Origin of the sequence: Actinacidiphila epipremni, assembly GCF_012034175.1 — a bacterium.
In the GTDB taxonomy this organism is placed as follows: domain Bacteria; phylum Actinomycetota; class Actinomycetes; order Streptomycetales; family Streptomycetaceae; genus Actinacidiphila; species Actinacidiphila epipremni.
Window position 1 is genome coordinate 20855 of record NZ_JAATEJ010000003.1, and the last position, 22757, is coordinate 43611.

Annotated in this window: 19 protein-coding genes; 9 read left to right on the top strand and 10 right to left on the bottom strand. The window is 74.8% G+C overall.

Features of this window, described 5'->3' with window-relative positions; translation table 11 throughout:
- Positions 1-42: 42 nt before the first annotated feature.
- Complete coding sequence (locus HCN08_RS05250) at positions 43-801, bottom strand: ABC transporter permease (protein ID WP_240969820.1); 759 nt, start codon at positions 799-801, stop codon at positions 43-45.
- A 104-nt stretch (positions 802-905) separates the two neighbouring features.
- The gene (locus tag HCN08_RS05255; RefSeq protein ID WP_167981703.1) at positions 906-1778 is read right to left on the bottom strand and encodes an ABC transporter ATP-binding protein; all 873 of its coding nucleotides are present in this window, start codon (positions 1776-1778) and stop codon (positions 906-908) included.
- A 163-nt stretch (positions 1779-1941) separates the two neighbouring features.
- Here HCN08_RS05255 and HCN08_RS05260 point away from each other — a divergent pair, with 163 nt between their 5' ends.
- Both HCN08_RS05260 and HCN08_RS05265 read left to right on the top strand, forming a co-directional pair.
- Entirely contained in the window at positions 1942-3390 is a 1449-nt protein-coding gene (locus HCN08_RS05260) for a DUF2252 domain-containing protein (protein ID WP_167981704.1), read from the top strand.
- Positions 3391-3441: 51 nt separating this feature from the next.
- Positions 3442-3873, top strand: a complete 432-nt coding sequence (locus HCN08_RS05265; RefSeq protein WP_167981705.1) for an SHOCT domain-containing protein — start codon at positions 3442-3444, stop codon at positions 3871-3873.
- A gap of 124 nt (positions 3874-3997) precedes the next feature.
- Here HCN08_RS05265 and HCN08_RS05270 read toward each other — a convergent pair whose 3' ends face one another.
- The 8 genes from HCN08_RS05270 to HCN08_RS05305 form a co-directional block, all read right to left on the bottom strand.
- Complete coding sequence (locus HCN08_RS05270) at positions 3998-8266, bottom strand: molybdopterin-dependent oxidoreductase (protein WP_167981706.1); 4269 nt, start codon at positions 8264-8266, stop codon at positions 3998-4000.
- A 146-nt stretch (positions 8267-8412) separates the two neighbouring features.
- Entirely contained in the window at positions 8413-9051 is a 639-nt protein-coding gene (locus HCN08_RS05275; RefSeq protein WP_167981707.1) for a DJ-1/PfpI family protein, read from the bottom strand.
- 8 nt (positions 9052-9059) lie between these two features.
- Positions 9060-10067 carry a GlxA family transcriptional regulator gene (locus HCN08_RS05280; protein ID WP_322974243.1) on the bottom strand — a complete coding sequence of 336 codons (1008 nt, stop codon included), beginning with the start codon at positions 10065-10067 and terminating at the stop codon, positions 9060-9062.
- 226 nt (positions 10068-10293) lie between these two features.
- The gene (locus HCN08_RS05285; RefSeq protein WP_167981708.1) at positions 10294-10701 is read right to left on the bottom strand and encodes a rodlin; all 408 of its coding nucleotides are present in this window, start codon (positions 10699-10701) and stop codon (positions 10294-10296) included.
- 136 nt (positions 10702-10837) lie between these two features.
- The gene (locus tag HCN08_RS05290) at positions 10838-11248 is read right to left on the bottom strand and encodes a hypothetical protein (RefSeq protein WP_167981709.1); all 411 of its coding nucleotides are present in this window, start codon (positions 11246-11248) and stop codon (positions 10838-10840) included.
- Positions 11249-11331: 83 nt separating this feature from the next.
- Positions 11332-11811 carry a chaplin gene (locus tag HCN08_RS36415; RefSeq protein ID WP_167981710.1) on the bottom strand — a complete coding sequence of 160 codons (480 nt, stop codon included), beginning with the start codon at positions 11809-11811 and terminating at the stop codon, positions 11332-11334.
- Positions 11812-11956: 145 nt separating this feature from the next.
- Positions 11957-12151: a chaplin gene (locus tag HCN08_RS05300; RefSeq protein WP_167982027.1), complete on the bottom strand. Its 195-nt coding sequence runs from the start codon at positions 12149-12151 to the stop codon at positions 11957-11959.
- A 275-nt stretch (positions 12152-12426) separates the two neighbouring features.
- On the bottom strand, positions 12427-12837 hold the full coding sequence (locus HCN08_RS05305) for a rodlin (protein ID WP_167981711.1): 411 nt from the start codon (positions 12835-12837) through the stop codon (positions 12427-12429).
- 390 nt (positions 12838-13227) lie between these two features.
- Here HCN08_RS05305 and HCN08_RS05310 point away from each other — a divergent pair, with 390 nt between their 5' ends.
- From HCN08_RS05310 to HCN08_RS05340, 7 genes are all read left to right on the top strand, one after another.
- Positions 13228-14478: a glycosyltransferase family 4 protein gene (locus tag HCN08_RS05310; protein ID WP_167981712.1), complete on the top strand. Its 1251-nt coding sequence runs from the start codon at positions 13228-13230 to the stop codon at positions 14476-14478.
- The gene (locus HCN08_RS05315) at positions 14475-16058 is read left to right on the top strand and encodes an exopolysaccharide biosynthesis polyprenyl glycosylphosphotransferase (RefSeq protein ID WP_322974244.1); all 1584 of its coding nucleotides are present in this window, start codon (positions 14475-14477) and stop codon (positions 16056-16058) included. The genes HCN08_RS05310 and HCN08_RS05315 overlap by 4 nt, the downstream gene beginning before the upstream one ends.
- A 7-nt stretch (positions 16059-16065) precedes the next feature.
- Positions 16066-17427 carry an O-antigen ligase family protein gene (locus HCN08_RS05320; RefSeq protein WP_407648681.1) on the top strand — a complete coding sequence of 454 codons (1362 nt, stop codon included), beginning with the start codon at positions 16066-16068 and terminating at the stop codon, positions 17425-17427.
- Positions 17424-19115, top strand: coding sequence for a lipid II flippase MurJ (locus tag HCN08_RS05325; protein WP_167981713.1), 1692 nt, complete (start codon positions 17424-17426; stop codon positions 19113-19115). The genes HCN08_RS05320 and HCN08_RS05325 overlap by 4 nt, the downstream gene beginning before the upstream one ends.
- Entirely contained in the window at positions 19105-19854 is a 750-nt protein-coding gene (locus HCN08_RS05330) for a polysaccharide deacetylase family protein (protein WP_240969796.1), read from the top strand. The genes HCN08_RS05325 and HCN08_RS05330 overlap by 11 nt, the downstream gene beginning before the upstream one ends.
- A gap of 1134 nt (positions 19855-20988) precedes the next feature.
- Positions 20989-22098, top strand: a complete 1110-nt coding sequence (locus HCN08_RS05335) for a glycosyltransferase (RefSeq protein WP_167981714.1) — start codon at positions 20989-20991, stop codon at positions 22096-22098.
- An 8-nt stretch (positions 22099-22106) separates the two neighbouring features.
- On the top strand, positions 22107-22700 hold the full coding sequence (locus HCN08_RS05340) for a lipopolysaccharide biosynthesis protein (RefSeq protein ID WP_240969823.1): 594 nt from the start codon (positions 22107-22109) through the stop codon (positions 22698-22700).
- The last annotated feature ends 57 nt before the right edge of the window (positions 22701-22757 follow it).

The window sequence follows — 22757 nt, forward strand, 5'->3', positions numbered from 1 at the left end:
GCTGCGTGGCCCCCTCGTCCACGCGGGCCCCCGCAGGCGCTCTCAGCCGTCGTTGCGGCTCTTCCAGCGGAAGGTCAGCAGGCACAGGACCAATCCTCCGATGCACCACGCGCCGAGCACCAGCGCGATACGGCCGTACTCCCAGCTGCCCGCCGGTTCCAGGGCCGCCGCCGCGTCCGGGAGGAAGACACCGCGCAGGCCCTGGCACAGCCACTTCAGGGGGAAGAACGACCCGATCGTCAGCATCCAGTTCGGGACGGTGTCGACGAGGATGTACACGCCCGAGATGAACTGGAGCACCAGGAACGGCAGCACGACCACCGACGTGGCGCTGCGGCCCGACTTCGGGACGCTGCTGATGGCGATGCCCAGCAGTGCGCACCCGGTGATGCCCAGAACGAAGATCCACCCGAAGGTCAGCCATCCGGTGACGTCCGAGGGTAGGTCCACGTCGTAGACGGTCGCACCGAAGATGAGCAGCGCGGCCGTCTCCAGCACTCCGGTGACGAGCACCAGCCATATCTTGCCGAGGAAGTACGCGGACGGCGGCATCGGTGTGCCGCGCAGCCGGCGCAGCGCCTTCTCGTCGCGCTCGATGGCGATCGATATGCCGAGCGACTGGAAGCTCGTGGACATGATGCCGGCGGCGGTCATCGAGGCCACGTAATACTGCGACGCCGTGGAGCCGGTCTGCGCCATGTCGTCGTGGAAGATCGAGGCGAAGAGGAACAGGAAGACGATCGGGAAGGCGAAGGTGAAGATCACCTGTTCGCGCTGCCGGAAGAACAGCTTGATCTCCATCGCGCCGCGCGCCAGCCCCAGCCGCCACGCCCCGGGCAGGGCGGCAGACGCGGGGCTGCGCTCCCCGGCCGCTCTTTGCGCCGCCGCGGCGGCCGTGCTCCCGCTCATCGCTTGTCCTCCGGTCCGGTGAGCTGTGTCGGTCCGATGAGCCGCAGGTAGACGTCCTCCAGCGTGGGGCGGGTGACCCGCAGCTCCGGTATCTCGCCGTCGAAACGGGCGGCGAGCGCCGCGACGGTACGGGTCGGGGTGTCGGTCTCCTCGCTGCGCGCGGTGCCGTCCGGCTCCGCCCAGTGCACGGTCGCGCGTGCCTGGGCGCGGCCGGCGAGCGAGGCCGGGGCGCCCTCGGCGACGACCCGGCCCGCGGCGATCACCGCGAGGCGGTCGGCGAGGGCTTCGGCCTCCTCCAGGTAGTGCGTGGTGAGGATGATCGTCGTGCCCTCGGCGGCCAGGCTCCGGATCAGCGACCAGAACTGCCGCCTGGCCGCCGGGTCGAAGCCGGTGGTCGGCTCGTCCAGCAGCAGCAGTTCGGGCCCGCCGATGACGCCGAGCGCCACGTCGAGGCGGCGCCGCTGCCCGCCGGACAGCTCCTTGGTGCGGGCGTCCGCCTTCGCGGTCAGGCCCACCAGTTCGACGACCTCGTCCGGGTCACGCGGCGCGGGGTAATAGCGGGCGAAATGCCGTACGGTCTCGGCGACCGTCAGCTCCGCGGGGGCCGACTCGTCCTGCCAGACGATCCCCACCCGCGCCTGCCAGGCCCGGCTCGCCCGCCCCGGGTCCTGCCCGAGGACGGTGACGTCGCCGCCGTCCCGCCGGCGGTGGCCCTGGAGGATCTCCACCGTCGTGCTCTTGCCGGCCCCGTTGGGCCCGAGGATCCCGAACACCTCACCGCGCCGGATGTCGAGATCCACCCCGTTCACCGCGTCCACGTCGCCGTACCTCTTGCGAAGCCCGCGGACATTTACCACGTCGTCCGTCATGGGTCCACGATCCCGCGGCTCCCGCACGCCGGGAACGCCCGTACGGCCACATCCGGGTCCACCGAACGGTGGACACGGGCGCCCGTCACCGTACGTCACCGCTCTCGCGTGGCGGCCCCGGCGCGGCGGGTTCAGGATGGAGGCACCGGAGGGCGGTGGGCTCATGCGGCACGACAGCCAGGACCCCGTACTCGCGGAGGCACTTGCCGTCGAGCGGCGCAGCCCCGCCGAGCGGGCGGCGCACGGGAAGGCGGCACGGCGGCGCATACCGCGCTCGGCGCAGGCGCGCTTCGCCCCGCCGGCCGGCCGTTTCGACCCGGTGGCGCTGCTGGAGCGGCAGTCCGCCGACCGGGTGCCCGAGCTCGTGCCGATCCGCTACAGGCGCATGCTGGAGTCGCCGTTCCGTTTCTACCGCGGCGCGGCGGGGATCATGGCCGCCGATCTCGGCCCGGCGCCGGACACGGGGCTCATTGCGCAGCTTTGCGGCGACGCGCACCTGCTGAACTTCCGGCTCCTGGCCTCGCCGGAGCGGCATCTGGTCTTCGACATCAACGATTTCGACGAGACGCTGCCCGGCCCCTTCGAGTGGGACCTCAAACGCCTCGCCACCAGCCTGGAGATCGCCGCCCGCGCCCGCGGCTTCGAGGCCGCCCGGCGCGCCGCGATCGTCCGCGGCGCGGTCGAGGCGTACCGCGAGCGGATGCAGCTGCTGGCCGGCATGGGCACGCTCGACATCTGGTACGCGCAGGACGACACCGCGCAACTGGAGCAGCTGCTGCCCAAGGACCGGCCCGACAAGGACATCCGCAAACGCACGGGCAAGGCGCTGGCCAAGGCGCGCACCCGGGACACCGCGCAGGCGGTCGGGAAACTCACCCGTGTGGCGGACGGCCGGCGGGCCTTCGTGCCCGACCCGCCGCTGATCACGCCGTTGCGCGACCTGCTGCCGGACGGCCCGCGCGCCGACCTCGAAGACCTGCTGCACGGATTGCTGCACCGCTATGCCGAGAGCCTGCCGGCCGAGCGGCAGCTGCTGCTGCGCCGCTTCCAGGTGGTGGACATGGCCCGCAAGGTCGTCGGCGTCGGCAGTGTCGGCACACGCTGCTGGGTCGTCCTCGGGATCGGGCGCGACGACGAGGACCCGCTGGTCCTCCAGGCCAAGGAGGCCGGCCGCTCGGTGCTCGCCCCGTACGTCCCGGCGGGCGGCACGCACGGCAACCAGGGGCGCCGCGTGGTGTACGGGCAGCGGCTCATGCAGTCCGCGGGCGACATCCTGCTCGGCTGGGTGCGGGTGACCGGCTTCGACGGGAAGCGCCGCGACTTCTACGTACGGCAGCTGCGCGACTGGAAGGGCATCGCGCGGCCGGAGTCCATGTCGCCGACGATGCTGCGGCTGTTCGCGCGGGTCTGCGGGGCGTCCCTGGCCCGCGCGCACGCCCGCTCCGGGGATCCGGTCGCGCTGGCGGCCTACGCGGGCGGTGGCGACTCCCTGGACCGCGCCCTGGCCGAATTCGCCGAGGCGTACGCCGACCGCAACGAAGCCGACCACCGTGCCCTGGCCGCCGCCGTGTCGGACGGCCGGGTGAGCGCCGCCGAGACCTCACCAGGCTGAGCCCCGGCCTGACTCCCCTCGCCTGAACGGAAGAAACCGGAGGCCACGACCATGAGCAACACCGACACCGTCTATCTCGCCTACGACTACCCCGTGCTCGGCGCCTTCCTGACCGCGTTGTGGGTCTTCCTGTGGGTGCTGTGGGTCTTCCTGCTCTTCCGGATCGTCGTGGACATCTTCCGCGACGACACCATGAACGGCTGGGTCAAGACCGCGTGGCTGGTCTTCGTGCTGGTCCTGCCCTTCCTCGGCGTGTTCGTGTACGTGTGCGTGCGCGGCGCCGGCATGGGGCGGCGCGAGGCGACGCACGCAAAGGCGCAGCGCGCGGAGTTCGACGACTACGTCCGCAAGACCGCGGCGGGCGGCGGCTCCGGGACCTCGGGCGGCGCGGCCGACGAGCTGGCCAAGCTCGCCGACATGAAGAACTCCGGGCACCTGACGGAGGAGGAGTTCCAGCGGGCCAAGCAGAAGATCCTCAGCTGAGGACGCCCGAACGCCCGGCGGTTGCCGGGTGCGATGTGCCGGGCCGGCGCAAGAGGCGAAGCCGGCTCGGCAATGGGCGGACTCGACGCAATAGGCGAAGCCGACGCAATGGGCGAGGTCGTGCTCAGTAGACGTCGCGCACGTATCGCTTGTCGGCGGCGAGCTGCTTGACGTACGCCGTCGCCGCCTCCGGCGACAGGCCGCCGTGGGTGGCGGCGACCTCGTGCAGGGCGCGGTCGACGTCCTTGGCCATACGGGCCGCGTCGCCGCACACGTACAGGTGGGCGCCGTCCTGGAGCCAGGACCACAGCAGCGGGCCGTGCGCGCGCATCCGGTCCTGGACGTAGACCTTGGCGCGCTGGTCGCGGGAGAAGGCGGTGTCCAGGCGGGCGAGGGAGCCGTCGGCGAGGCGGGCGGCGAGGTCGTCGCGGTAGTAGAAGTCGGTGGCGCGGTGCTGCTCGCCGAAGAACAGCCAGTTCGGGGCGCGGTGGCCGCGGGCGCGGCGCTCGTCGAGGAAGCCCAGGAAGGGCGCGATGCCGGTGCCGGGGCCCACCATGACCATCGGCGTGGCCGGGTCGGCCGGCGGCCGGAAGTGCGGGGCCCGCCGCACCTGCACGGGCACTTCGGTACCGGGTTCGGCGTCGGCCAGGAAGGGCGAGCAGACGCCGCCGCGCGGCCTCCCGGCGGGGCTCTCGTACCGCACGACGGAGACGGTCAGGGCGATCGTGTACGGGTCCGTGAGCGGGCTGGAGGAGATCGAATACTGCCGGGCCTGGAGCTTCTTCAGCGCCTCGGCCCACTCCTGCGCGGAGGCGCCGACAGCGTGTTCGGCGACGACGTCGACGGCCTGCCGGCCCCAGGACCACTTGGCCAGCTCGTCCTTGTTGTCGGGGCGCAGCAATTTGTGCAGGTGCCGGTCATGGGTGCGGTCGTAGACGAACCGCAGCAGGTCGGGTGTGATGCGGATGATGTCGAGGTGGTGGCGCAGGGCGTCGTGCAGCGTGGTGTCGCCGACGCCGGGGAGCGTGACGGTGGCGTCCGGGTCCAGCCCGGTGGCGTCGAGCCATTCGGCGACGAGGGGGGCGGCGTTGACCGGGGTGACGGCGAGGGCGTCGCCGGCCTCGTACGGGAGGGGGACGGGGCTGTCGCGGGTGTCGAGGGTGAACCGGCGTACCTCCTTGGCGGCGCCGGGCAGGCTCAGCAGGCGGTTGCCGGTGAGGCGGGCGGTGCCGGCGGCGGGGCGGAGGGCCTGGGAGCGGGCGGCTTGCGGGCGGGTGGCTTGCGGCGGTGCGGCGTCCGGCGCGAGGGCGGCGGGGGCGCTCGGGGCAGCCGCGGGGGCGGCAGGGGCGCTCTCCGGGGCGGCGGGGGCGGTTCCCGGGGCGGAGAGCGCGGCCAGGACCTGGTCCAGCCATGCGCCGGCCGACGGCTCGTAGTCCGGTTCGCAGTCGGTGCGCGGGGCGAGGCGGATGCCGCCGAGTTCGCCGAGGCGCTCGTCGAGGCGGCGGCCGTGGCCGCAGAAGTCGGCGTAGGAGGAGTCGCCGAAGGCCAGCACGGCGAAGCGGCGGCCGTCCAGGCGCGGGCTGTCGGGGGCGGTGAGGGCGTCCCAGAAGCCGGTGCCGTTGTCGGGGGCGTCGCCGTCGCCGAAGGTGCTGGTGATGAGCAGCAGGTCGGCCGCGGCGGGCAGCGCGGCGGGGGAGGCGTCGGCCATGCCGAGCAGGGTCGCCCGGTGCCCGGTGCCGGTCAGCCGGGCGGCGGCGGTGGCGGCGAAGTCCTCGGCGTTGCCGGTCTGCGAGGCCCACAGGACCAGCACCTCCCGCCGGGCCTCGGCCGCCGGCGGCTCCGCAATGGGCGCAGGCTCCGGGCTGCGCGAGTACATCCCGGCGAGCGCCCCGTTGACCCATTGCGCGTGCTCGGGCGTGAAGGGCGCGTCCGGCGGCAGCACGGGCACGCCCGCGAGGCCCGAGCCGAGGCCGGCGAGGAAGCCGACGAGGTAGCGGCGTTCGTGCTCGGCGAGGACGGGCGGGGCGGTGTCCCGTATCCCGAAGACGCCCGCGGCGCCCTCGGGCACGGCAGCGGCGGGCAGGGCGCGGCCGGCGCCGGGCGGCGTGCCGGCCCCACCCATTGCCGCGGCCCCACCCATTACGGCGGCCCCGGACTGCGCGGCGGCTCCGGCAAGCGCTGCGGGAAGGGCGCCGGCGTGGCCCATTGCCGAGCCGGCCGCCCCGTCCGCGGTCCCGGCACCCTGTGCGGCGCCCCCCGTGCCCGACGCGACCTTGCTCAGCGCCACCGCGCATACCTTCAGCTCCGGCTGGAAGGACACCGGGTCGACCGCGTCGCTGGTCACCGCGTTGACGCTCAGGTACTCGCCGAAGAGGTCGTTCCAGTGGAAGGGCGCGAAGCAGCAGCCGGGCAGGACGCGGTCGGTGAGCACCGCGGGCAGGACGGCGCGCCCGCGCCGCGAGGCGACCTCGACCTTGTCGCCCTCCGCTATGCCGAGTTCCGCGGCGTCGCGCGGGTTCAGCTCCACAAAGGGCCCGGGGTTGAGGCGGTTGAGCTTGGCGACCTTGCCGGTCTTCGTCAGCGTGTGCCATTGGTGCTGCACGCGGCCGGTGTTGAGCACGAAGGGGAAGTCGTCGTCGGGCATCTCGGCCGGCGGCACATGAGGGCGGGCGTGGAAGACGGCTCTGCCACTGGCGGTGGGAAAGCGCAGCCGGCCGTCGTCCTCGACGTAGCGGATGGGGTTGCGGTCCGGGCCGTCGGGCGTCGGGGCGGGCCACTGCACGGGGGTCGCGCGCAGCCGCTCGTACGTCACGCCCCGCAGGTCGTAGCCGGTGTGCGGGTTGTGGGCGCGGCGTATCTCGTCGAAGACCTCCTCGGGCCCGGCGTAGTCGAAGGCGTCGCCGTAGCCCATGGCCTTGGCGACCTCGGCGATGATGCGCCAGTCCGGCAGCGCCTCGCCGGGCGGGTCGACGGCCCGGCCGGCGAGGGTGAGGTTGCGCTCGCTGTTGACCAGGACGCCCTCGGACTCCGTCCACATGGCGCCGGGCAGGACGACGTCGGCGTACGCGTTGGTCTCGGTGTCGGCGAAAACGTCCTGGGTGACGACGAACTCGGCCGCCTCCAGGCCCTCGATGACGGTGCGGCGGTTGCCCACCGAGGCGACCGGGTTGGTGCAGATGATCCAGCACGCCTTGATGTCGCCGTCCGCCATCCGCCGGAACATGTCGATGGTGCCGCGCCCGACGCCGTCCGCCCGCAATGTGCCGGGCGGCAGGCCCCACATGTCCTCGGCGAAGGCCCGGTCCTCCGCGACGAGCACGGAGCGCTGGCCGGGCAGGCCTGGGCCCATGTAGCCCATTTCCCGGCCGCCCATGGCGTTGGGCTGGCCGGTGAGGGAGAAGGGGCCGCTGCCGGGCCGGCATATGGCGCCGGTGGCCAGGTGCAGGTTGATCAGGGCGTTGGTGTTCCAGGTGCCGTGCGTGGACTGGTTGAGGCCCATCGTCCAGCAGCTCACCCATGCGGCGGCCTCGCCGATGAGGTCGGCGGCGCGGCGGAGGTCGGCTTCGGGGACGCCGGTGGTCCCGGCGACGGTGGCGGGCGGGTAGTCGGCGAGGAATTCCGGCATCGCCTCCCAGCCCTCGGTCCAGCGGGCGATGAAGTCGGTGTCCGTGCGGCCGTCGGCGTGCAGCAGATGGAGCAGGCCGTTGAGCAGGGCGAGGTCGGTGCCGGGGCGCAGTTGGAGGTGGAGGTCCGCCTTCACGGCGGTCGCGGTGCGCCGCGGGTCGACGACGACGAGCTTGGCGCCCTGCTTGACGCGGTTCATCATCCGCAGGAAGAGGACGGGGTGGCAGTCGGCCATGTTGGAGCCGATGACGAGGAAGAGGTCGGCGCGGTCCAGGTCCTCGTACGAGCCGGGCGGGCCGTCCGCGCCGAGCGACAGCTTGTAGCCGCTGCCGGCGCTGGCCATGCACAGGCGGGAGTTGGACTCGATCTGGTTGGTGCGGACGAAGCCCTTGGCGAGCTTGTTCGCCAGGTACTGCGCTTCCAGGCTGAGCTGCCCCGAGACGTAGAGGGCGAAGGCGTCCGGGCCGTGGGCGTCGACGACGGCCCGCAGCCGCGCGCCGGTCTCGGCGATCGCCTGCGCCATGGGCGCCGGCACGGGTTCGGCGCCGCGGTCGGCTCTGACCAGTGCGGTGGTCAGGCGGCCGGGCGCGGCGAGCATGTCGGCGGTGGTGGCGCCCTTGGTGCACAGTTTGCCGTGGTTGGCCGGGTGCGCGGTGTCCCCGCGGGCCTTGAGGACGGTACGCCGCCCGTCGGGGCCCGCTCCCACGTCCAGGAGCAGGCCGCAGCCGACCCCGCAGTACGAGCAGACCGTCCGCACCGTCGTGCTCACCCTGCGGGCCTCCCACCCGCGGCCACTCGGCCGCGCACGCGTCCGACGCTAGGGCCCCGCGATTACGCCGACGTCAAACCCGCGGTCAGCGCGGGGTTACGCGGGCCTTACAGGCCGGCCGGTGGCGCGGTGAGGGGCCTCGGGCCTCAGAGGGCCGGGACGGCGAGGGAGGTGGAGCGCAGCGTCTCGACGAGGGCGGGCGGGGCGGTCGCGGCGGAGCCCGCGGCGTAGGGCGGCTCGGGGGCGTATTCGACGACGAGTTGGATCGCCTCGGCGACCGCGTCGCCGGCGAGCCGGCCGGCCAGGTGCAGGGCGAGGTCGATGCCCGCGGAGACACCCGCCGCCGTCGCATATTTGCCGTCGAAAACGACCCGCTCGGCAGTGGGCACCGCCCCGAGGAGCGGCAGGGTGTCGAGGGCGATCCAGTGGGACGTGGCGCGGCGGCCGTTCAGCAGGCCGGCCGCCGCGAGGATCAAGGACCCCGAGCAGACCGACGTGGTCCATGTCGTGCCCGGGTCGACGGCCCGCAGCCACTCCAGGACCGCCGGGTCGGCGAGTGCGGCCTGCGTCCCCGGGCCGCCGGGGACGAGCACCAGGTCGGGCGCGGTGACCTCGGCCAGCGGCCGGTCCGCGGTGAGCGCGAGGCTCGCCATGTCGGTACGCACCGGGCCGGCCTCGACGGCGGTGAAGACCACCTCGGCGCCCGGTATCCGGGACAGGATCTCGTACGGGCCGACGACGTCGAGCGCGGTGAAGCCCGGGTAGAGCAGGGCGGCTGTCTGCATGGCGGGGCTCAGCTCCTGACGGTGTGGAAACGCCGGCGGTATTCCGCGGGCGGGACGGCGAGGCTGCGCAGGAAGGCGCGGCGCATGGCCTCGGGGGTGCCGTAGCCGGCCGCGCGGGCGATCTCGGCGACACCGAAGGCGGTGTCCTCCAGCAGCCTGCGGGCGGCCTCCAGGCGGGCCCGGTCGACGTACTGGCCGGGTGTGACGCCGACCTCCGCTCGGAAGGCGCGGGCGAACTGCCGGGGGGACAGTGCGGCCCGGGCGGCGAGCGCGTCCACGCTCAGGTCCGCCTCGGGGTGCTCGGTGATCCAGCGCTGGACGTCGCGCAACGGCTCCCGCTCGGCAATTTGCGCGGCCAGTTGCGCGCTGAACTGCGCCTGTCCGCCGGGCCGGCGCAGGAAGACCACGAGCCCGCGGGCCACGGCGAGCGCGGCGTCCCGCCCGAGGTCCTCCTCCACCAGCGCAAGGGCCAGGTCGATACCGGCGGTGACGCCGGCGGACGTGGCGTATTTGCCGTCGCGGACGAAGATCGGCTCGGGGTCGACTTCGGTGGCGGGGAAGCGGCGGGCGAGGGTCGCGCAATAGGCCCAGTGGGTGGTGGCGCGGCGGCCGTCGAGCAGGCCGGCTTCCGCGAGCAGGAACGCGCCGGTGCAGACCGACACCACCCGGCGGGCGCCGGGCGCGAGGGCCGCGACACGGGCGACGACCTCCGGTTCGGGCCGGTGCGTGCCCTGCCCGCCGGGCACGAGCAGCGTGCCGGGCGTGGCGGCGGTCTCCAGGCCCGTGTCGGGCACGATCCGCAGCCCGGCGGAGGTCCGCACCGGCCGGCCGCCCGGGGAGGCGGTACGGACGCGGTACGGGGCCGGGCGGGCGGCTTCCGAGGCGGGGGCCCGCGGGGTGGCCGCGGCGGCCTGTACGGCCGCGGTGAAGACCTCCAGCGGGCCCGTCACGTCGAGGCTCTGGACGCCGTCGAAGAGGACGATGAGCACGTCGTGGGTGGGGTCGCGTCCGGTCACGGCGTCCAGCGTGGCAGTGGCGGCGCGATGGCGGCAATGACGGATTCCCCACCTTTCCTGCCATGAGCCGAGGGCCCAGGTCAGGGGCCGGGCGCTACGGCGGGGCAGCGCGGGTGGTGGGCCGCGGGGGTGCCGCGAGGGCGGTGGCGGGCATGCGGAAGGGCCGCCGGCGGGAAGAGCGCCGGCGGCCCGAGGGTCACGCAGATGGTGCGGATACGGCGGAAGCTCAGCCGTTCGCGGTGCCGTTGCCGGACAGGACCGGGATGTCGTCGACGATGTGCGACAGCGGCTCGTCGCCCTGGGCCTGCGTCGAGTTCTCGGCGCACTGCTGGTTCTGCGGCGACGTCAGGACGTTGACGTCCTGGACGGTGACCGGGATGAGGCCGACCAGCGAGCCGACGTTGGCCTTGACCGGGATGCCCAGGCACGGCTTGTTCAGCGAGCCCTGGACCAGGCCGAGCTGCGGGCTCTCGGTGCCGCTGGTGACGGTGTTGCCGTAGTTCTGCTCGGCGCCGTTGCCGTTGACCGTGGTGGTGCCCTGGTCGTCGCCGAGAGCCATGGCCGGGGCGGCGGTGGCGCCGACGGCGACGACGGAGGCGGCGAGGGCGGCTCCGGCGAGCATCTTCTTGATCATTGTGTTTCCCTTTGCGGTGCTCGTATGCACGGTTGTGGAAGGAAGGCTGAGCGATCTGATCAACCGCTCACCGAGGGTTTGGTTCCGGCGATTCACTCCGATGGCGGAGCAGGCCCACCGGGGGCCTGACGGGGCGTCAGCCGCCAAGGCCGCCGAGCAGGCCGCCGACGGGAAGCCCGCCCAGCAGCCCGGACACCGGCAGCCCGCCGAGCAGCGACGCGCCCGGCACGGCGTCGGCCAGGCCGGACGACGTGACGTTCTGAGTGGCACCGAGGGCGTCCCCGGCGAGATCCTGCGCGGGGGCGCCGCCCTTGATGTCATCGGTCGCGTCACCGAGGGTGTGCATCGTGGAGTCCACCGGCACGGTGCCGGCGACCTTCTGCAGCGGCTGCTCGTTGAGCGCCTGGTCCATGCCGGTGTTCACGCTGGTGGGCATCGTGCTCATGTTGTGGGCGTCGACGGTGTTGCTGTCGGCGAACGCGGGCGCGCCCACGCCGACCGCCATCACGGAGCCGGCCACGACGGCTGCGACCTTCGAGTACTTCACGTGCCACCCTTTCGGTAACGCGGGGATGTCTGTCGGTTGGTCAACGACTACGCAGCGCAACGGAAACGGTGCGCGGAGCCGGGTCAGGAGTACGTGCGGCGGATGCGCGCGGCGCGGGTGGAGCGCCGGTAGAGCACCGTGCCGCCGAGCAGCAGCGCGGCGCCGGCGCCGGTCGCCGCGGCCACCATGCCGGCGGGGGTGCCGGTCTCGGCGAGCTGCGTGTGCACCTCGGGCGTCGAGGCCGGGGGCTGCGGGGTGCTCGCCGGGGGCGCGGGCGGCTGGGCCTGCCGCGGGGGCGGCACGACGTGCGGGGCCGCCGCGTTGTTGGCGCAGGCGTTGCCGAAGGCCGGGTTCAGCAGCCCGACCGCGTCGACGGAATTCCCGCACGCGTTGAGCGGCACCTCGACGGGGACGCTCACGCTGTTTCCGGACAGCACGCCCGGGGAGTCGTGGGCTCCGCCGTCCGCGTCCGAGTCCGCGTTCGCATAACCTCCCGTCACCGCGAGGATGCTGCTCGCGGCAGCAACGGTGAGCAGACTCCGGTTCAGAATCTGTCGTCGCATCGGCTCATTTCTCCGCTCGTGCAAAAGGGTGGTGCAAAGGTGGTGCGGATGGCGGACCGCCCCGGTGCGCTGGGCGCTCGGCCGGGGCGGTACCTGATCGGGGCGTACGGCCCGACCTTCGGTGTCCTTCGACGTGCGGTCGGCGTCAGCCGTTGTTCTCGCAGACGTTGCCGAACGCGGGGTTCAGCAGGCCGATCACGTCGATGGTGTTGCCGCAGACGTTCACCGGCACGTGGACCGGCACCTGGATGAGGTTGCCGGACAGCACGCCCGGGGAGTGGGCGGCGCCACCGATGGCGCCGGAGCTGGCGAACGCCGGGCTGGCGATACCCATCGCCATGACGGTGCCGGCGGCGAAAGCCGCGGCCTTGGTGAGCTTCTTCACTTTTCTACTCCTTTTTTCAGCGCCTGCGGTTGAAACGCCGTCACGGATTTCGTGCCGGCCGGTCCCTTGGGACGGGTCCGTGCGCACCGCGCCGACAAGTCAACGAGCGGTGATGCCCGGAGGTGACTGGCCGCACCGGTCCGAGCGGCATCATCCACTCGAATGGGCGGTGCAATAAGGCATACAGGCGCCGATATGAAAAGACCGGTGCCGGTGCGGGCCGGGCGTCGTCAGTGGTTGGCCAGGCCGTTCCCGGACAGGACCGGGATGTTGTCCAGGAGGTGCGACAGCGGCTCGTCGCCCTGCGTCTGGGTCGAGTTCTCCACGCACTGCTGGTTCTGCGGCGAGGTCAGGACGTTGATGTCCTGGACGGAGACCGGGATCAGGCCGATGAGCGAGCCGATGTTGCCCTTCACCGGCAGGCCGAGGCACGGCTTGTTGAGCGAGCCCTGGATCAGGGCGAACGACGGGCTCATGTAGCCGCTGGTGTAGGTGTTGCCGTAGTTCTGCTCGGCACCGTTGCCGTTGACGGTGGTGGTCCCGCCGTCGTTGCCGATGGCCATCGCCTGCGGGGCGACCGACGCCGAGACGCCCGCGACGGAGGCGGCCACGGCGGCCGTGGCGAGGAACTTCTTGATCACGGTGGGTCCTTTGTGAACGGGAGTGGGATTGCCCCGGAAGACGGGTCGCACTGCCCAACCCCCGCGCCCGCGAAGAGTAATGACTTTTCACCCGAATGGATAACGCCGGATGCCGGACCGGCCGTGCGAGCCGGCCGTACTGGCGTCCGGGGATGAGCCCGCGGACGCGTATTGACACGCGCGTCAATCCGTCCGGTGTGATCGTCGTAAGAAGCCTCGATAATGCGCGCGTTCGCGCGGCTTGCGTGATTTTCTACCCCTTCTCTGCGACCGTGCATTCCTGTTTCCCGGGGACGGCCGGAACGGCCCGTGAGCGTGTACGGGCATTCGGCCGGCCGCGGGACCGAGTGGCGGGGTTTGACGGGGCTCGTAGAGGGAGAACGGCGCGCGATGCCGCAACACAGGGACTCAGTCGCCGGGCTGCTGACCGGCCTGACGGTGCTGCACATGGCACAGCCGGTCGAGGGCGGCGTGGCCCGTGTCGTCGTGGACCTGGTCCGCGCGCAGGTACGGGACGGCGCCGACGTGGTCGTCTGCTGCCCCGGGCCGGTTCCGCGGCCGGCCGGCGACGGGCGCGGCGAGTTCCGCGGGTCCGGCGCCGCCGCCCTGGCGCCCGACGCACTCGGCCCCGCCGCCGCCGCTGCCGGGGCGCGGGTCGTACGGTGGCAGGCCCGGCGCGCCCCGGGGCCGTGGCTGGCCGGCGAGGTCGCGGCGGCGACCGCGGCCGTCCGGCAGGTGCGGCCCGACCTGGTGCACCTGCACAGCTCGAAGGCCGGGCTCGCCGGCCGGCTCGCCCTGCGCGGGACGCTGCCGACCGTCTTCCAGCCGCACGCCTGGTCCTTCGACGCCGCCGGCGCCGCCACCGCCCGGGCCGCGCGGGCGTGGGAGCGGTACGCGGCGCGCTGGGCCGACCGGGTGCTGTGCGTCAGCGACGCCGAGCGCCGCGCAGGCCATGAGGCAGGCGTGCGCACCCACTGGGCGGTCGTCCGCAACGGCGTCGACCTCGCGCGCTTCACCCCGGCCGCCGACCGCGCCGCCGTACGGGCGGCACTGCCCGCGCTGTCCGACGCCGGGCCCGGCACCCCGCTGGTGGTGTGCGTCGGACGGCTGTGCCCGCAGAAAGGCCAGGACGTATTGCTGCGGGCCTGGCCAGCGGTGGCCGCCGCGCTGCCCGCCGCCCGGCTCGTCCTGGTCGGCGACGGCCCCGACCGCACGCGGCTCATGGCGGGCGCCCCGCCCGGCGTGCTGCTCGCGGGCGCGGCACGCGACACCGTGCCCTGGTACCAGGCCGCGGACGTGGTCGTCCTGCCCTCCCGCTGGGAGGGGATGGCCCTGGCACCGCTGGAGGCGATGGCCTGCGGGCGCCCGGTGGTGGCCAGCGACGTCAGCGGCGCCCGCGAGGCCCTCCACCCCGCCGACGCCGATACGTGCCTGGTCCCGCCCGGCGACCCCGCCGCCCTCGCCGCGGCGCTGCTGCGCCTCCTGGGCAACATCCCGCTGCGTATCGGCACGGCCTCGCGCGCCCTGGCCCATGCCCGCGCCCGGCACGACGTGGCCCGTACCGCGTCCGGCGTCGCCGCCCTCTACCGCGACGCGCTCGCCCTGACCCACCCCGTACGCCCCCGGCGGCTCCCCCGGTGACCCCCGACCCCACCCTCGGCACCCGCGACCAGGTGGACGCCGACCGGGTGAACCCCCCGCGCCCGCACGGCGCCCAGGGTGCCGCCGCGTCCGAGCCGCACGGCGGAACGGCGGCGCAAAGGGCCACGTCCCGCGCCTATGGCCGCGGCGGTGAGCACTTGGCGGGCGAGCGGCGTGCGGCGGGGCAGCCGCGGCACCGGGCGGCGCGGGAGCGGGTGGGGATGGTGCTGGGCGCGGCGGACTGCGCCGGGGTGGCCGCCGCGGCGGCGGTCACGGTGCCGCACGCGGTGGCGGCCTGCGGACTCGTCGCCGGGTGCCTGCTCGTCACACAGCAAAGGGCTGGGCTCTACCGGCCCGGTTTCGCGCCCGCCGCCTTCGCCGAGCTGCCGGGCCTGGCCGGGCGTACGGCGCTGGCCTGGGGGCTCCTGGCGGTCGTGGCCGCGCCCGGCGCGCCCGGCTGGGCGGCGCTGCTGACGGCCGTCGGCGTGACCGTCGCCGTCGCGGGCGGGCTGCGCGGCGGCGTCTACGGCACACGGCGGCACCTGGCCCGCAAACGGCCCGCCTCGACACTGGTCGTCGCCTCCGACGCCGCCGCAGCCGCGCGTATTGCCGCGGTTCTGCACGCCAGGCCCGAGTACGGGATGCGCCCGGTGGGCCTCGCCGCGCCCGCTCCGGTACGCCCCGCGCCGCCCGAGCCGGCGGGCCGCGGCACTCCGCAGGGCGCCGCCGAGCACCTTCCGCCGCCGGTGCTGCCCGTGCTGTCCTCGCCGGGCGACGTCACGCGCGCGGTGATCCAGAACGCCGTGCGGCACGCCGTGGTCACCGGCCCCGGCGCGCTGGACGCCCGCACCACCGCGACCGTGCGGCTGCTGGCCGCCCAGGGCTGCGTGCTGTGGCAGGTCGACACGGCGGGGGGCGAGCGGCGCGGCAGGGCCGCAGCCGGCCATCTGTGGGGCTACGCGTGCCGCCGGCTCGACCCGTACCCGCCCGCCGGGAGCCGGGTGGCCCGCGGCGGCAAGCGGGCGCTGGACGCCGCCGTCGCCGCCTTCGCGCTGCTGTGCCTTGCGCCGCTGCTCGCCGCCTGCGCGCTGGCCGTACGGCTCGCGGACGGGCCCGGCGTCGTCTTCCGCCAGGAGCGCGTCGGGCTGCACGGGCGGCCCTTCACGCTGCTGAAGTTCCGCACTCTGCGCCCCGCCGACGAACGCGAGTCGGCGACCTTGTGGAGCGTCGCCGGGGACCACCGGATGAGCCGCACCGGACGGCTGCTGCGCCGCACCTCCCTCGACGAGCTGCCGCAGCTGTGGAATGTGCTGCGCGGCGACATGAGCCTGGTCGGGCCGCGCCCGGAACGCCCGCATTACGTCGCGCACTTCAGCCAGACGCTGCCCGGTTACGCCGACCGGCACCGGATGCCCGCGGGCCTGACCGGGCTCGCGCAGGTGCACGGGCTGCGCGGCGACACCTCGATCGCGGACCGTGCCCGCTTCGACAACCACTACATCGACAGCTGGACGCTGTGGCAGGACGTCACGATCCTGCTGCGCACGACCGTCACGGTCTTCCGGCACGGCGGGAGCTGAGCCGCCCGTGTCCCTCGCCCCCGCCGCGTCCCGCCCGCATATTGCCGAGCGCCCGCTCCTTCCGGCGCTGCTCGCCCGGCGGGTGTCCCGGTACGCGCCGCTGCTGCCCGCGCTGGCCACCGTGCTGCTGCTGGCCGTGCCCGTGGCCGCGGGGAACGTCAGCGCCTCGGGGAAGGTCACGCCGGCCGACGGGGCCTCCGCGGTGCTGGTGCTGACCGCCGCGGTGCGCTGCGCGCGGGCCCGCCGCCGGCCGCTGACCGCGGTGGCCGCGGTGGTGCTGGGCGCGCCCGCGGTGGGCTTCGCCGTCGCCGCGGTGACGTCCCTCGATCCGGGCGCGGGCGCCACCGGATTCCTGCGCTATGTGCAGGTGTTCGTGGCGGTGCCGGCCGCGGTGGTGCTGCTGCTGCGCGACCGACGGGACTTCGCGGTGCTCGCGGGGGCGATCGTGCTGCTGGCCCTGGTGCAGGGCGCGGTCGGGACGTGGCAGTACGCCACGGCGAGCGGCGCGTCGTACATGGGCCAGGACGTCCGGGCCGTCGGCACGTTCGGGCCTTCGGACGTGATGGGCATGGCGACGGTCGTGGCCTATGGCCTCGTCGTGGCAATGGGCTACGCGCTCGCGCCGCCCTCCCCCGGCCGGCCGCGCCGGCTGCGCATGGCGGCGGCGTGCTGCGCCGGGCTGCTCGTCGTACCGCTGGCGGTGTCCTTCAGCCGGGGCACGTGGATCGCGACGGCGGTGGCGTGCGGCGCGATGATCCTGCTCGCCGGGCCCCGGCGGGCGGTCGGCGTCTTCGCCGGGCTGGCCGCGGCGGGCGTCGTCCTGGTGGGCGGGCTCGGCGTCGGCTCCCAGGCGATCGGGGCGCGGGCGGCGAGCATCACCCAGGTCACGGCCGTACCCGACCCGTCCGTGAACGACCGCTTCACCCTCTGGTCCGCGGCCTTGTCCATGTGGCGCGAGCACCCGGCGGCAGGCGTGGGCCTCAAGCGCTTCCCCGCCGAACGCGACGGCCACGCACCGCTGAGCCTGTCCTCGGCGAGCGACACCGCGGGCGCGGGCCAGGGCTTCACGCGCGAACCGCTGCTGTCGCCGCACAACATGTACCTGCTGGCGCTGAGCGAGCAGGGGCTGCTGGGCTGCTCCCTGCTCGCCGGCGGCTGGGCGGCGGTGCTTGCGCTCGGCCTGCGCCGCCTGCGCGGCTGCCCGCCGGGCGCGCGGGCCGCGGGGCTGTGCGCGGTGGGACTGCTGCTGTGGCAGTGCGTCGACTTCGCCTACGCGGACATCGGCGGCCCCTCCACCGTCCTGACGGCCCTGCTCCTGGGCCTGGCGGCGTGGTGGGCCCTGCACGCCCCCGAGGGGGCCGCGCGATGAGCCAGTGGCTGCGGGACGGGGCGCAGGGCGCCGACGCCGGGCCGCGGGTCCCCGGCGGGCAGGTACGGGCGCCGGCCCCGCCAGAGGGCCGGCGCGACCTCGTGGCGGGCCCGGCGCGGGGCTTCGTCGCCCGCGCCGCCGCGGTGACCGCGGGGCTCAGCATCGCCGGGTCGGGGCTCGGGCTGGTCCGCGACCAGGTCATCGCGCGGCTCTTCGGCGCCGGAGCCGGCAGCGACGCCTTCCTCGTCGCCTGGACCGTGCCGGAGCTGGCGGCGACCGTGCTCATCGAGGACGCGATGGCGCTGCTGCTCGTCCCCGCCTTCAGCGCGGCTGTCGCCAGGGGCGGGGCGCTGGGGCTGGTGCGCGGTACATTGCCGCGCCTTGCCGTATTGCTGGCCGGTGCGACCGCGGCTCTGTACGTGGCGGCGCCTTCCGTCGTCCGACTGCTCGCGCCGGGGCTCGCCGATCCGCAGCTGGCCGTCAGCTGCACCCGGCTGACCGCCGTCACGCTGCTGACCTTCGGCCTGACCGGCTACCTCAGCGCCGCGCTGCGGGCCCACCAGCGCTTCCTGCCGCCGGCGGCGATCTACGTGGCCTACAACGCCGGGATCGTCACCACGCTGCTGGCCTTCCACCGCCGGTGGGGCGTCCAGTCGGCGGCGGCCGGCGTGGCGGTGGGCGGCGCGCTGATGGTCTTGGTGCAGCTGCCGGCCTTCGTACGGGCGGTACGCCACCCGGTGGGGCCTTCCGGCGCGGAGGAACTGCCCGGCGCCGCGGCCGACATGTGTGCGGGCGGAGGCCGCCTGACGCGGCGGCGGCACGCGCGGGTGCCGCGGCAAAGGGCTGCGCGGGAGCGGCTGGGCGTCGCACTCGTCGTGCCGGTCGTGCTCTTCGCCGTCAGCCGGCAGGCGCAGGTGCTCGTCGAGCGGTACTTCGGCGCGGGGCTTCCCGCCGGGGCGATCTCGCACCTGAACTACGCGCAGAAGGTGGCCCAATTGCCGATGGTGCTGTCGCTCATGGCGTGCACCGTCACCTTCCCCGCGGTGGCCCGGGCGCTCGCCACCGGCGACCGGGAGGGCGCCCGGCGGCGCGTGGAGCGCGACCTCACGCTCGCGTGCGTCGTCGTGCTCGTCGGCACCGCGTACGTCGTCGCGTGCGCGCCGCAGATCGTGCAGACGCTCTTCCAGCGCGGGGCGTTCGACGCCGTCGACACCGCGGCGACCGCCGCCGTCATGCGGGTGTACGCGCTGGGGCTGCTCGGGCAGAGCCTCGTCGGCGCGCTGATCCGGCCGTACTTCTCCGCCGCCCGGCCGACCTGGTACCCCGTCGCGGCGATGGCCGCGGGCCTCGGGCTCACCATGGCGGTCGACGCGGCCCTGGTGGGGCCGTGGGGGGCGTACGGCATCGCCGCGGGGAACGCGGCGGGCATCAGCCTCACGGCGGCGGTCCTGCTGCGCGGGCTGCCCGCACGGGCGGTGCCGGTGCGGGTGCGGGGGCTGAGCGCGGTCGTGGCCCGATACGTGGCCGCCGCGGTGGTGGCCGGTGGCGCCGGATGGTGCACGGTGCGGGCGCTGCCCGGGCCCGCGGTGCTCGGTGCGGCCATGTGCTGCCTTTCCGTCCCGCTCGCCTTCGCCGCCGCGGCAGGGGCCGCCGGCGCACCCGTCAGGAGCTTGCGCCATGCCGTATGACGCCGGGTCGGCGCCGTGGGTGCTGATGTACCACTCCGTGGCGCGGTGCGCGCAGGATCCGTACCGGGTCACCGTCAGCCCGCGGCGGCTCGCCGCGCAGCTCGGCTGGCTGCGGCGGGCCGGGCTCACGGGGGTCGGCGTCACCGAGCTGCTGGAGGCCCGCGCGGAGGGCCGCGGGCGCGGCCTGGTGGGGCTCACCTTCGACGACGGCTACGAGGACTTCCTGACGGCCGCGGTGCCGCTGCTGCGGGCCTACGGGCACAGGGCGACCGTGTACGTCCTGCCGGGGCGGCTCGGCGGCGAGAACGCGTGGGACGCGGAAGGGCCCCGCAAGGGGCTGCTGACGCAGGAGGGGATCCGGGCGGTGGCCGCGTTCGGGATGGAGGTCGGGTCGCACGGGCTGCGGCACGTCGACCTCACGCGGTGCGATGCGACGACGCTCGCCGCGGAAGTCTGTGAGAGCAGGGAGCTGCTCGGCGCGTTGACCGGGCGGCCGGTGGACGGCTTCTGCTACCCGTACGGGGCGGTGGACGCGCGGGCCGTGGCGGCGGTGCGCTCCGCGGGTTACGCGCACGCCTGCGCGGTCGCCTCGCCGGCGGGGCTTGAGGGGGACTTCGCCATTCCCCGCGCGTATGTGGGCTCGCGTGACCATGCGGGGCGGCTCTTGGCGAAGGGGCTTCTGCATCGGTTTCCCGGGGCGCGGGGGCCGCTCATGTCTTTGGGGGTGCTGCGTGGGTAGCTCTTGGGCGGTGTGCGGTGGGGGTGGGCGCGCGAGGGTGCGACTTGCGGTGTGGCGGGGGCTGGGGGTGCGCTGTGGCTGGGCGCGCGGTTCCTCGCGCCCCTGGGAGGTTGGCGGGTGGCGCATGCGCTTGCTCTTGGCGCCGCACCCGGCGGGGGGAGCATCCGGGGGCTACGCCCCCGGCCCAGCCCCTTGCGGTGGGTGCGTTCCTGCGGGTGTCTTGTGGCTGGGCGCGCAGTTCCCCGCGCCCCTGGAAGGGCGGCCCCCCGCGTATGGGCCTGGTCGCCACGCCCTACCCGGCGGAATCCGCCCTGCCCCTTGCGGTGGGTGCATCCCTATCGGTGCCTTGTGGCTGGGCGCGCAGTTCCCCGCGCCCCTGGAGGGGCCGCCACCCGCGCATGCGCCTGGTCGGGCGCCGCACCCGGCGGGGGGAGCATCCGGGGGCTACGCCCCCGGCCCAGCCCCTTGCGGTGGGTGCATCCCTGCGGGTGCGTTGCGGCTGGGCGCGCAGTTCCCCGCGCCCCTGGAGGGGCCGCCACCCGCGCATGGGGCTGCTCGCCACGCCCTACCCGGCGGAATCCGCCCTGCCCCTTGCGGTGAGTGCATCCCTGCCGGTGCGTTGCGGCTGGGCGCGCAGTTCCCCGCGCCCCTGAAGGGGCGGCCCCTCTCGCATGAGCCTGCTCGGGCGCCGCACCCGGCGGGGGGAGCATCCGGGGGCTACGCCCCCGGCCCAGCCCCTTGCGGTGGGTGCATCCCTGCCGGTGCGTTGCGGCTGGGCGCGCAGTTCCCCGCGCCCCTGGAAGGGCGGCCCCTCGCGCATGGGCCTGGTCGCCACGCCCTACCCGGCGGAATCCGCCCTGCCACTTGCGGCGCGTGCATCCCTATCGGTGCCTTGTGGCTGGGCGCGCAGTTCCCCGCGCCCCTGGAAGGGCGGCCCCTCGCGCATGGGCCTGGTCGCCACCTCCTACCCGGCGGAATCCGTTTTGCCACTTGCGGCGCGTGCGTCCCTGCCGGTGCGTTGCGGCTGGGCGCGCGGTTCCTCGCGCCCCTGGAGGGGCGGGCCGGGGTGGGTGGGGCTGCTCGCCGCGCGGGGAGGGGCGGGGGGCGGTTTGGCCGTTGCGGTGGGTGGTTGGGGTGAAGGTGGCGCATGTCATTACGGGGTTGGGGGTTGGCGGGGCGGAGGTGCAGCTCAGGTTGTTGTTGCGGGAGTTGGTGGGGGTCAGGTGCGAGGTTGTGGCGTTGACGAATGCGGGGGAAGTGGCGGAGGGGATTCGGGCGGACGGGGTTGGGGTCACGGATCTGGGGATGCGGGGGAATCGGGACCTGGGGGTGGTGCCGCGGCTCGTGCGGTTCATCCGGGCGGGGCGGTTCGACGTGGTGCATACGCACCTTTACCGCGCCTGCGTCTATGGCAGGGTCGCCGCGCGGCTGGCGGGGGTGCGGGCGGTCGTGGCCACCGAGCATTCGCTCGGGGACTCGCAGATCGAGGGGCGGCCCCTCGGGGCGGGGACGCGGGCGCTCTACCGGGCGACGGAGCGGTTGGGGGCGGGCACCGCCGCGGTGTCCACGACCGTGGCGGAGCGGCTGCGGGACTGGGGCGTGCCCGCAGACCGCATCCACCTGGTGCCCAACGGCATCGACCCCGCCCCTTTCCGCTTCGACCCGGCAGTACGTGCCGCCGCCCGGCGCCGGCTGGGGCTGGGGAGGGCGGACTACGTCGTCGCCGGCGTCGGCCGCCTCGTGCCCGGCAAGCGGTTCGACCGGCTCGTGCGGGCGGTCGCCGCGAACCCTGGCACGTATCTGCTGCTCGCCGGTGCGGGCCCGGAGCGCGGCAATGTGCTGCGGATCGCCGCGCAGTCGGGTGCGGCCGACCGGGTGCGGATCGTCGGGGACGCGGACGGCGGGCCGGGGGTGCCGGCGGTGCTGGCCGCCGCCGACCTGTTCGTCTCGCCGAGCGCCGAGGAGGCGTTCGGGCTCGCCGTGGTGGAGGCCCTGGCCGCGGGGCTGCCCGTCCTCTACGCGGCCTGCCCGGCGATCGAGGACCTGCCGCCGCAGGACGCGCCCGGCGCGTGCCGTACGGGCGGCTCCGCCGAGGAGATCGCCGCCGCGATCGGGCGGCAGCGCGCGGCGGGCCCGGTACGGCTCGCGGTGCCCGCGGCGGTCGGGCACTACCACATCGCCCACACCGCGGACCGGGTCATGGACCTGTACGCCACGGCCCTCGCGTCCGCCCGGAAGAAATGAGCACCCCCATGAAGGCACCCCGCTGGCTCCCGCTGCCCTTGGGCATCGGCGTCGGCCTGCTCGGCGGCCTCGGTTACGGACTCGCGGCGACCCCGCAATATGCCGCGACGAGTTACGTGATGGTCGTACCGCAGCACGCGGACTCCCCCACCGCACTGGGCTTCGCGCAGGCGTACGGGCGCGTCGTCACCGGCGACGCCGTCCTGGCCGGGGCGCGGGCCGCCGCCGGTGCGCCGGTGGACCGGCTGCGCGGCCATGTGCAGTCGCAGACCTCGCCGGACGCTCCGATGATCTCGGTGACCGGCACGGCGTCCGGCGGTGCCGCCGCGGCCCGTTACGCCAACGCCGTGGCCCAGTCCCTCACCGCGACCGCCAACCGCACCGCCGCGACGACGGGCGTCCGCCTGCTGGTCTTCTCCACCGCCTCCGCGCCGGACGCGCCCTCTTCCCCCTCGGTGCCCCTCGCGACGGCCGTGGGCGCCAGCGCGGGCGGCCTGCTGGGCGCGCTGGTGCTGCTGGTCCGCCCGGCGGCGCGGCGCGAGGAGTCCGCGGCGGCCGTCCCGCCGCCGGCGAAGTCCCTGCCGGCGCGGGAGACGGTGTGACAGCGCCTGCCGGGACCGTCCCGCGCCGGGGCGGCGGGGTCGAAGACGCCGCCCATG

What these genes read in the sequence shown, in the direction of transcription:
- HCN08_RS05250 (WP_240969820.1), bottom strand. Translation starts at nt 801, where the DNA reads ATGGAGATCAAGCTGTTCTTCCGGCAGCGCGAACAGGTGATCTTCACC.
- HCN08_RS05255 (WP_167981703.1), bottom strand. Translation starts at nt 1,778, where the DNA reads ATGACGGACGACGTGGTAAATGTCCGCGGGCTTCGCAAGAGGTACGGC.
- HCN08_RS05260 (WP_167981704.1), top strand. Translation starts at nt 1,942, where the DNA reads ATGCGGCACGACAGCCAGGACCCCGTACTCGCGGAGGCACTTGCCGTC.
- HCN08_RS05265 (WP_167981705.1), top strand. Translation starts at nt 3,442, where the DNA reads ATGAGCAACACCGACACCGTCTATCTCGCCTACGACTACCCCGTGCTC.
- HCN08_RS05275 (WP_167981707.1), bottom strand. Translation starts at nt 9,051, where the DNA reads ATGCAGACAGCCGCCCTGCTCTACCCGGGCTTCACCGCGCTCGACGTC.
- HCN08_RS05285 (WP_167981708.1), bottom strand. Translation starts at nt 10,701, where the DNA reads ATGATCAAGAAGATGCTCGCCGGAGCCGCCCTCGCCGCCTCCGTCGTC.
- HCN08_RS36415 (WP_167981710.1), bottom strand. Translation starts at nt 11,811, where the DNA reads ATGCGACGACAGATTCTGAACCGGAGTCTGCTCACCGTTGCTGCCGCG.
- HCN08_RS05300 (WP_167982027.1), bottom strand. Translation starts at nt 12,151, where the DNA reads ATGGCGATGGGTATCGCCAGCCCGGCGTTCGCCAGCTCCGGCGCCATC.
- HCN08_RS05310 (WP_167981712.1), top strand. Translation starts at nt 13,228, where the DNA reads ATGCCGCAACACAGGGACTCAGTCGCCGGGCTGCTGACCGGCCTGACG.
- HCN08_RS05325 (WP_167981713.1), top strand. Translation starts at nt 17,424, where the DNA reads ATGAGCCAGTGGCTGCGGGACGGGGCGCAGGGCGCCGACGCCGGGCCG.
- HCN08_RS05330 (WP_240969796.1), top strand. Translation starts at nt 19,105, where the DNA reads ATGCCGTATGACGCCGGGTCGGCGCCGTGGGTGCTGATGTACCACTCC.
- HCN08_RS05340 (WP_240969823.1), top strand. Translation starts at nt 22,107, where the DNA reads ATGAAGGCACCCCGCTGGCTCCCGCTGCCCTTGGGCATCGGCGTCGGC.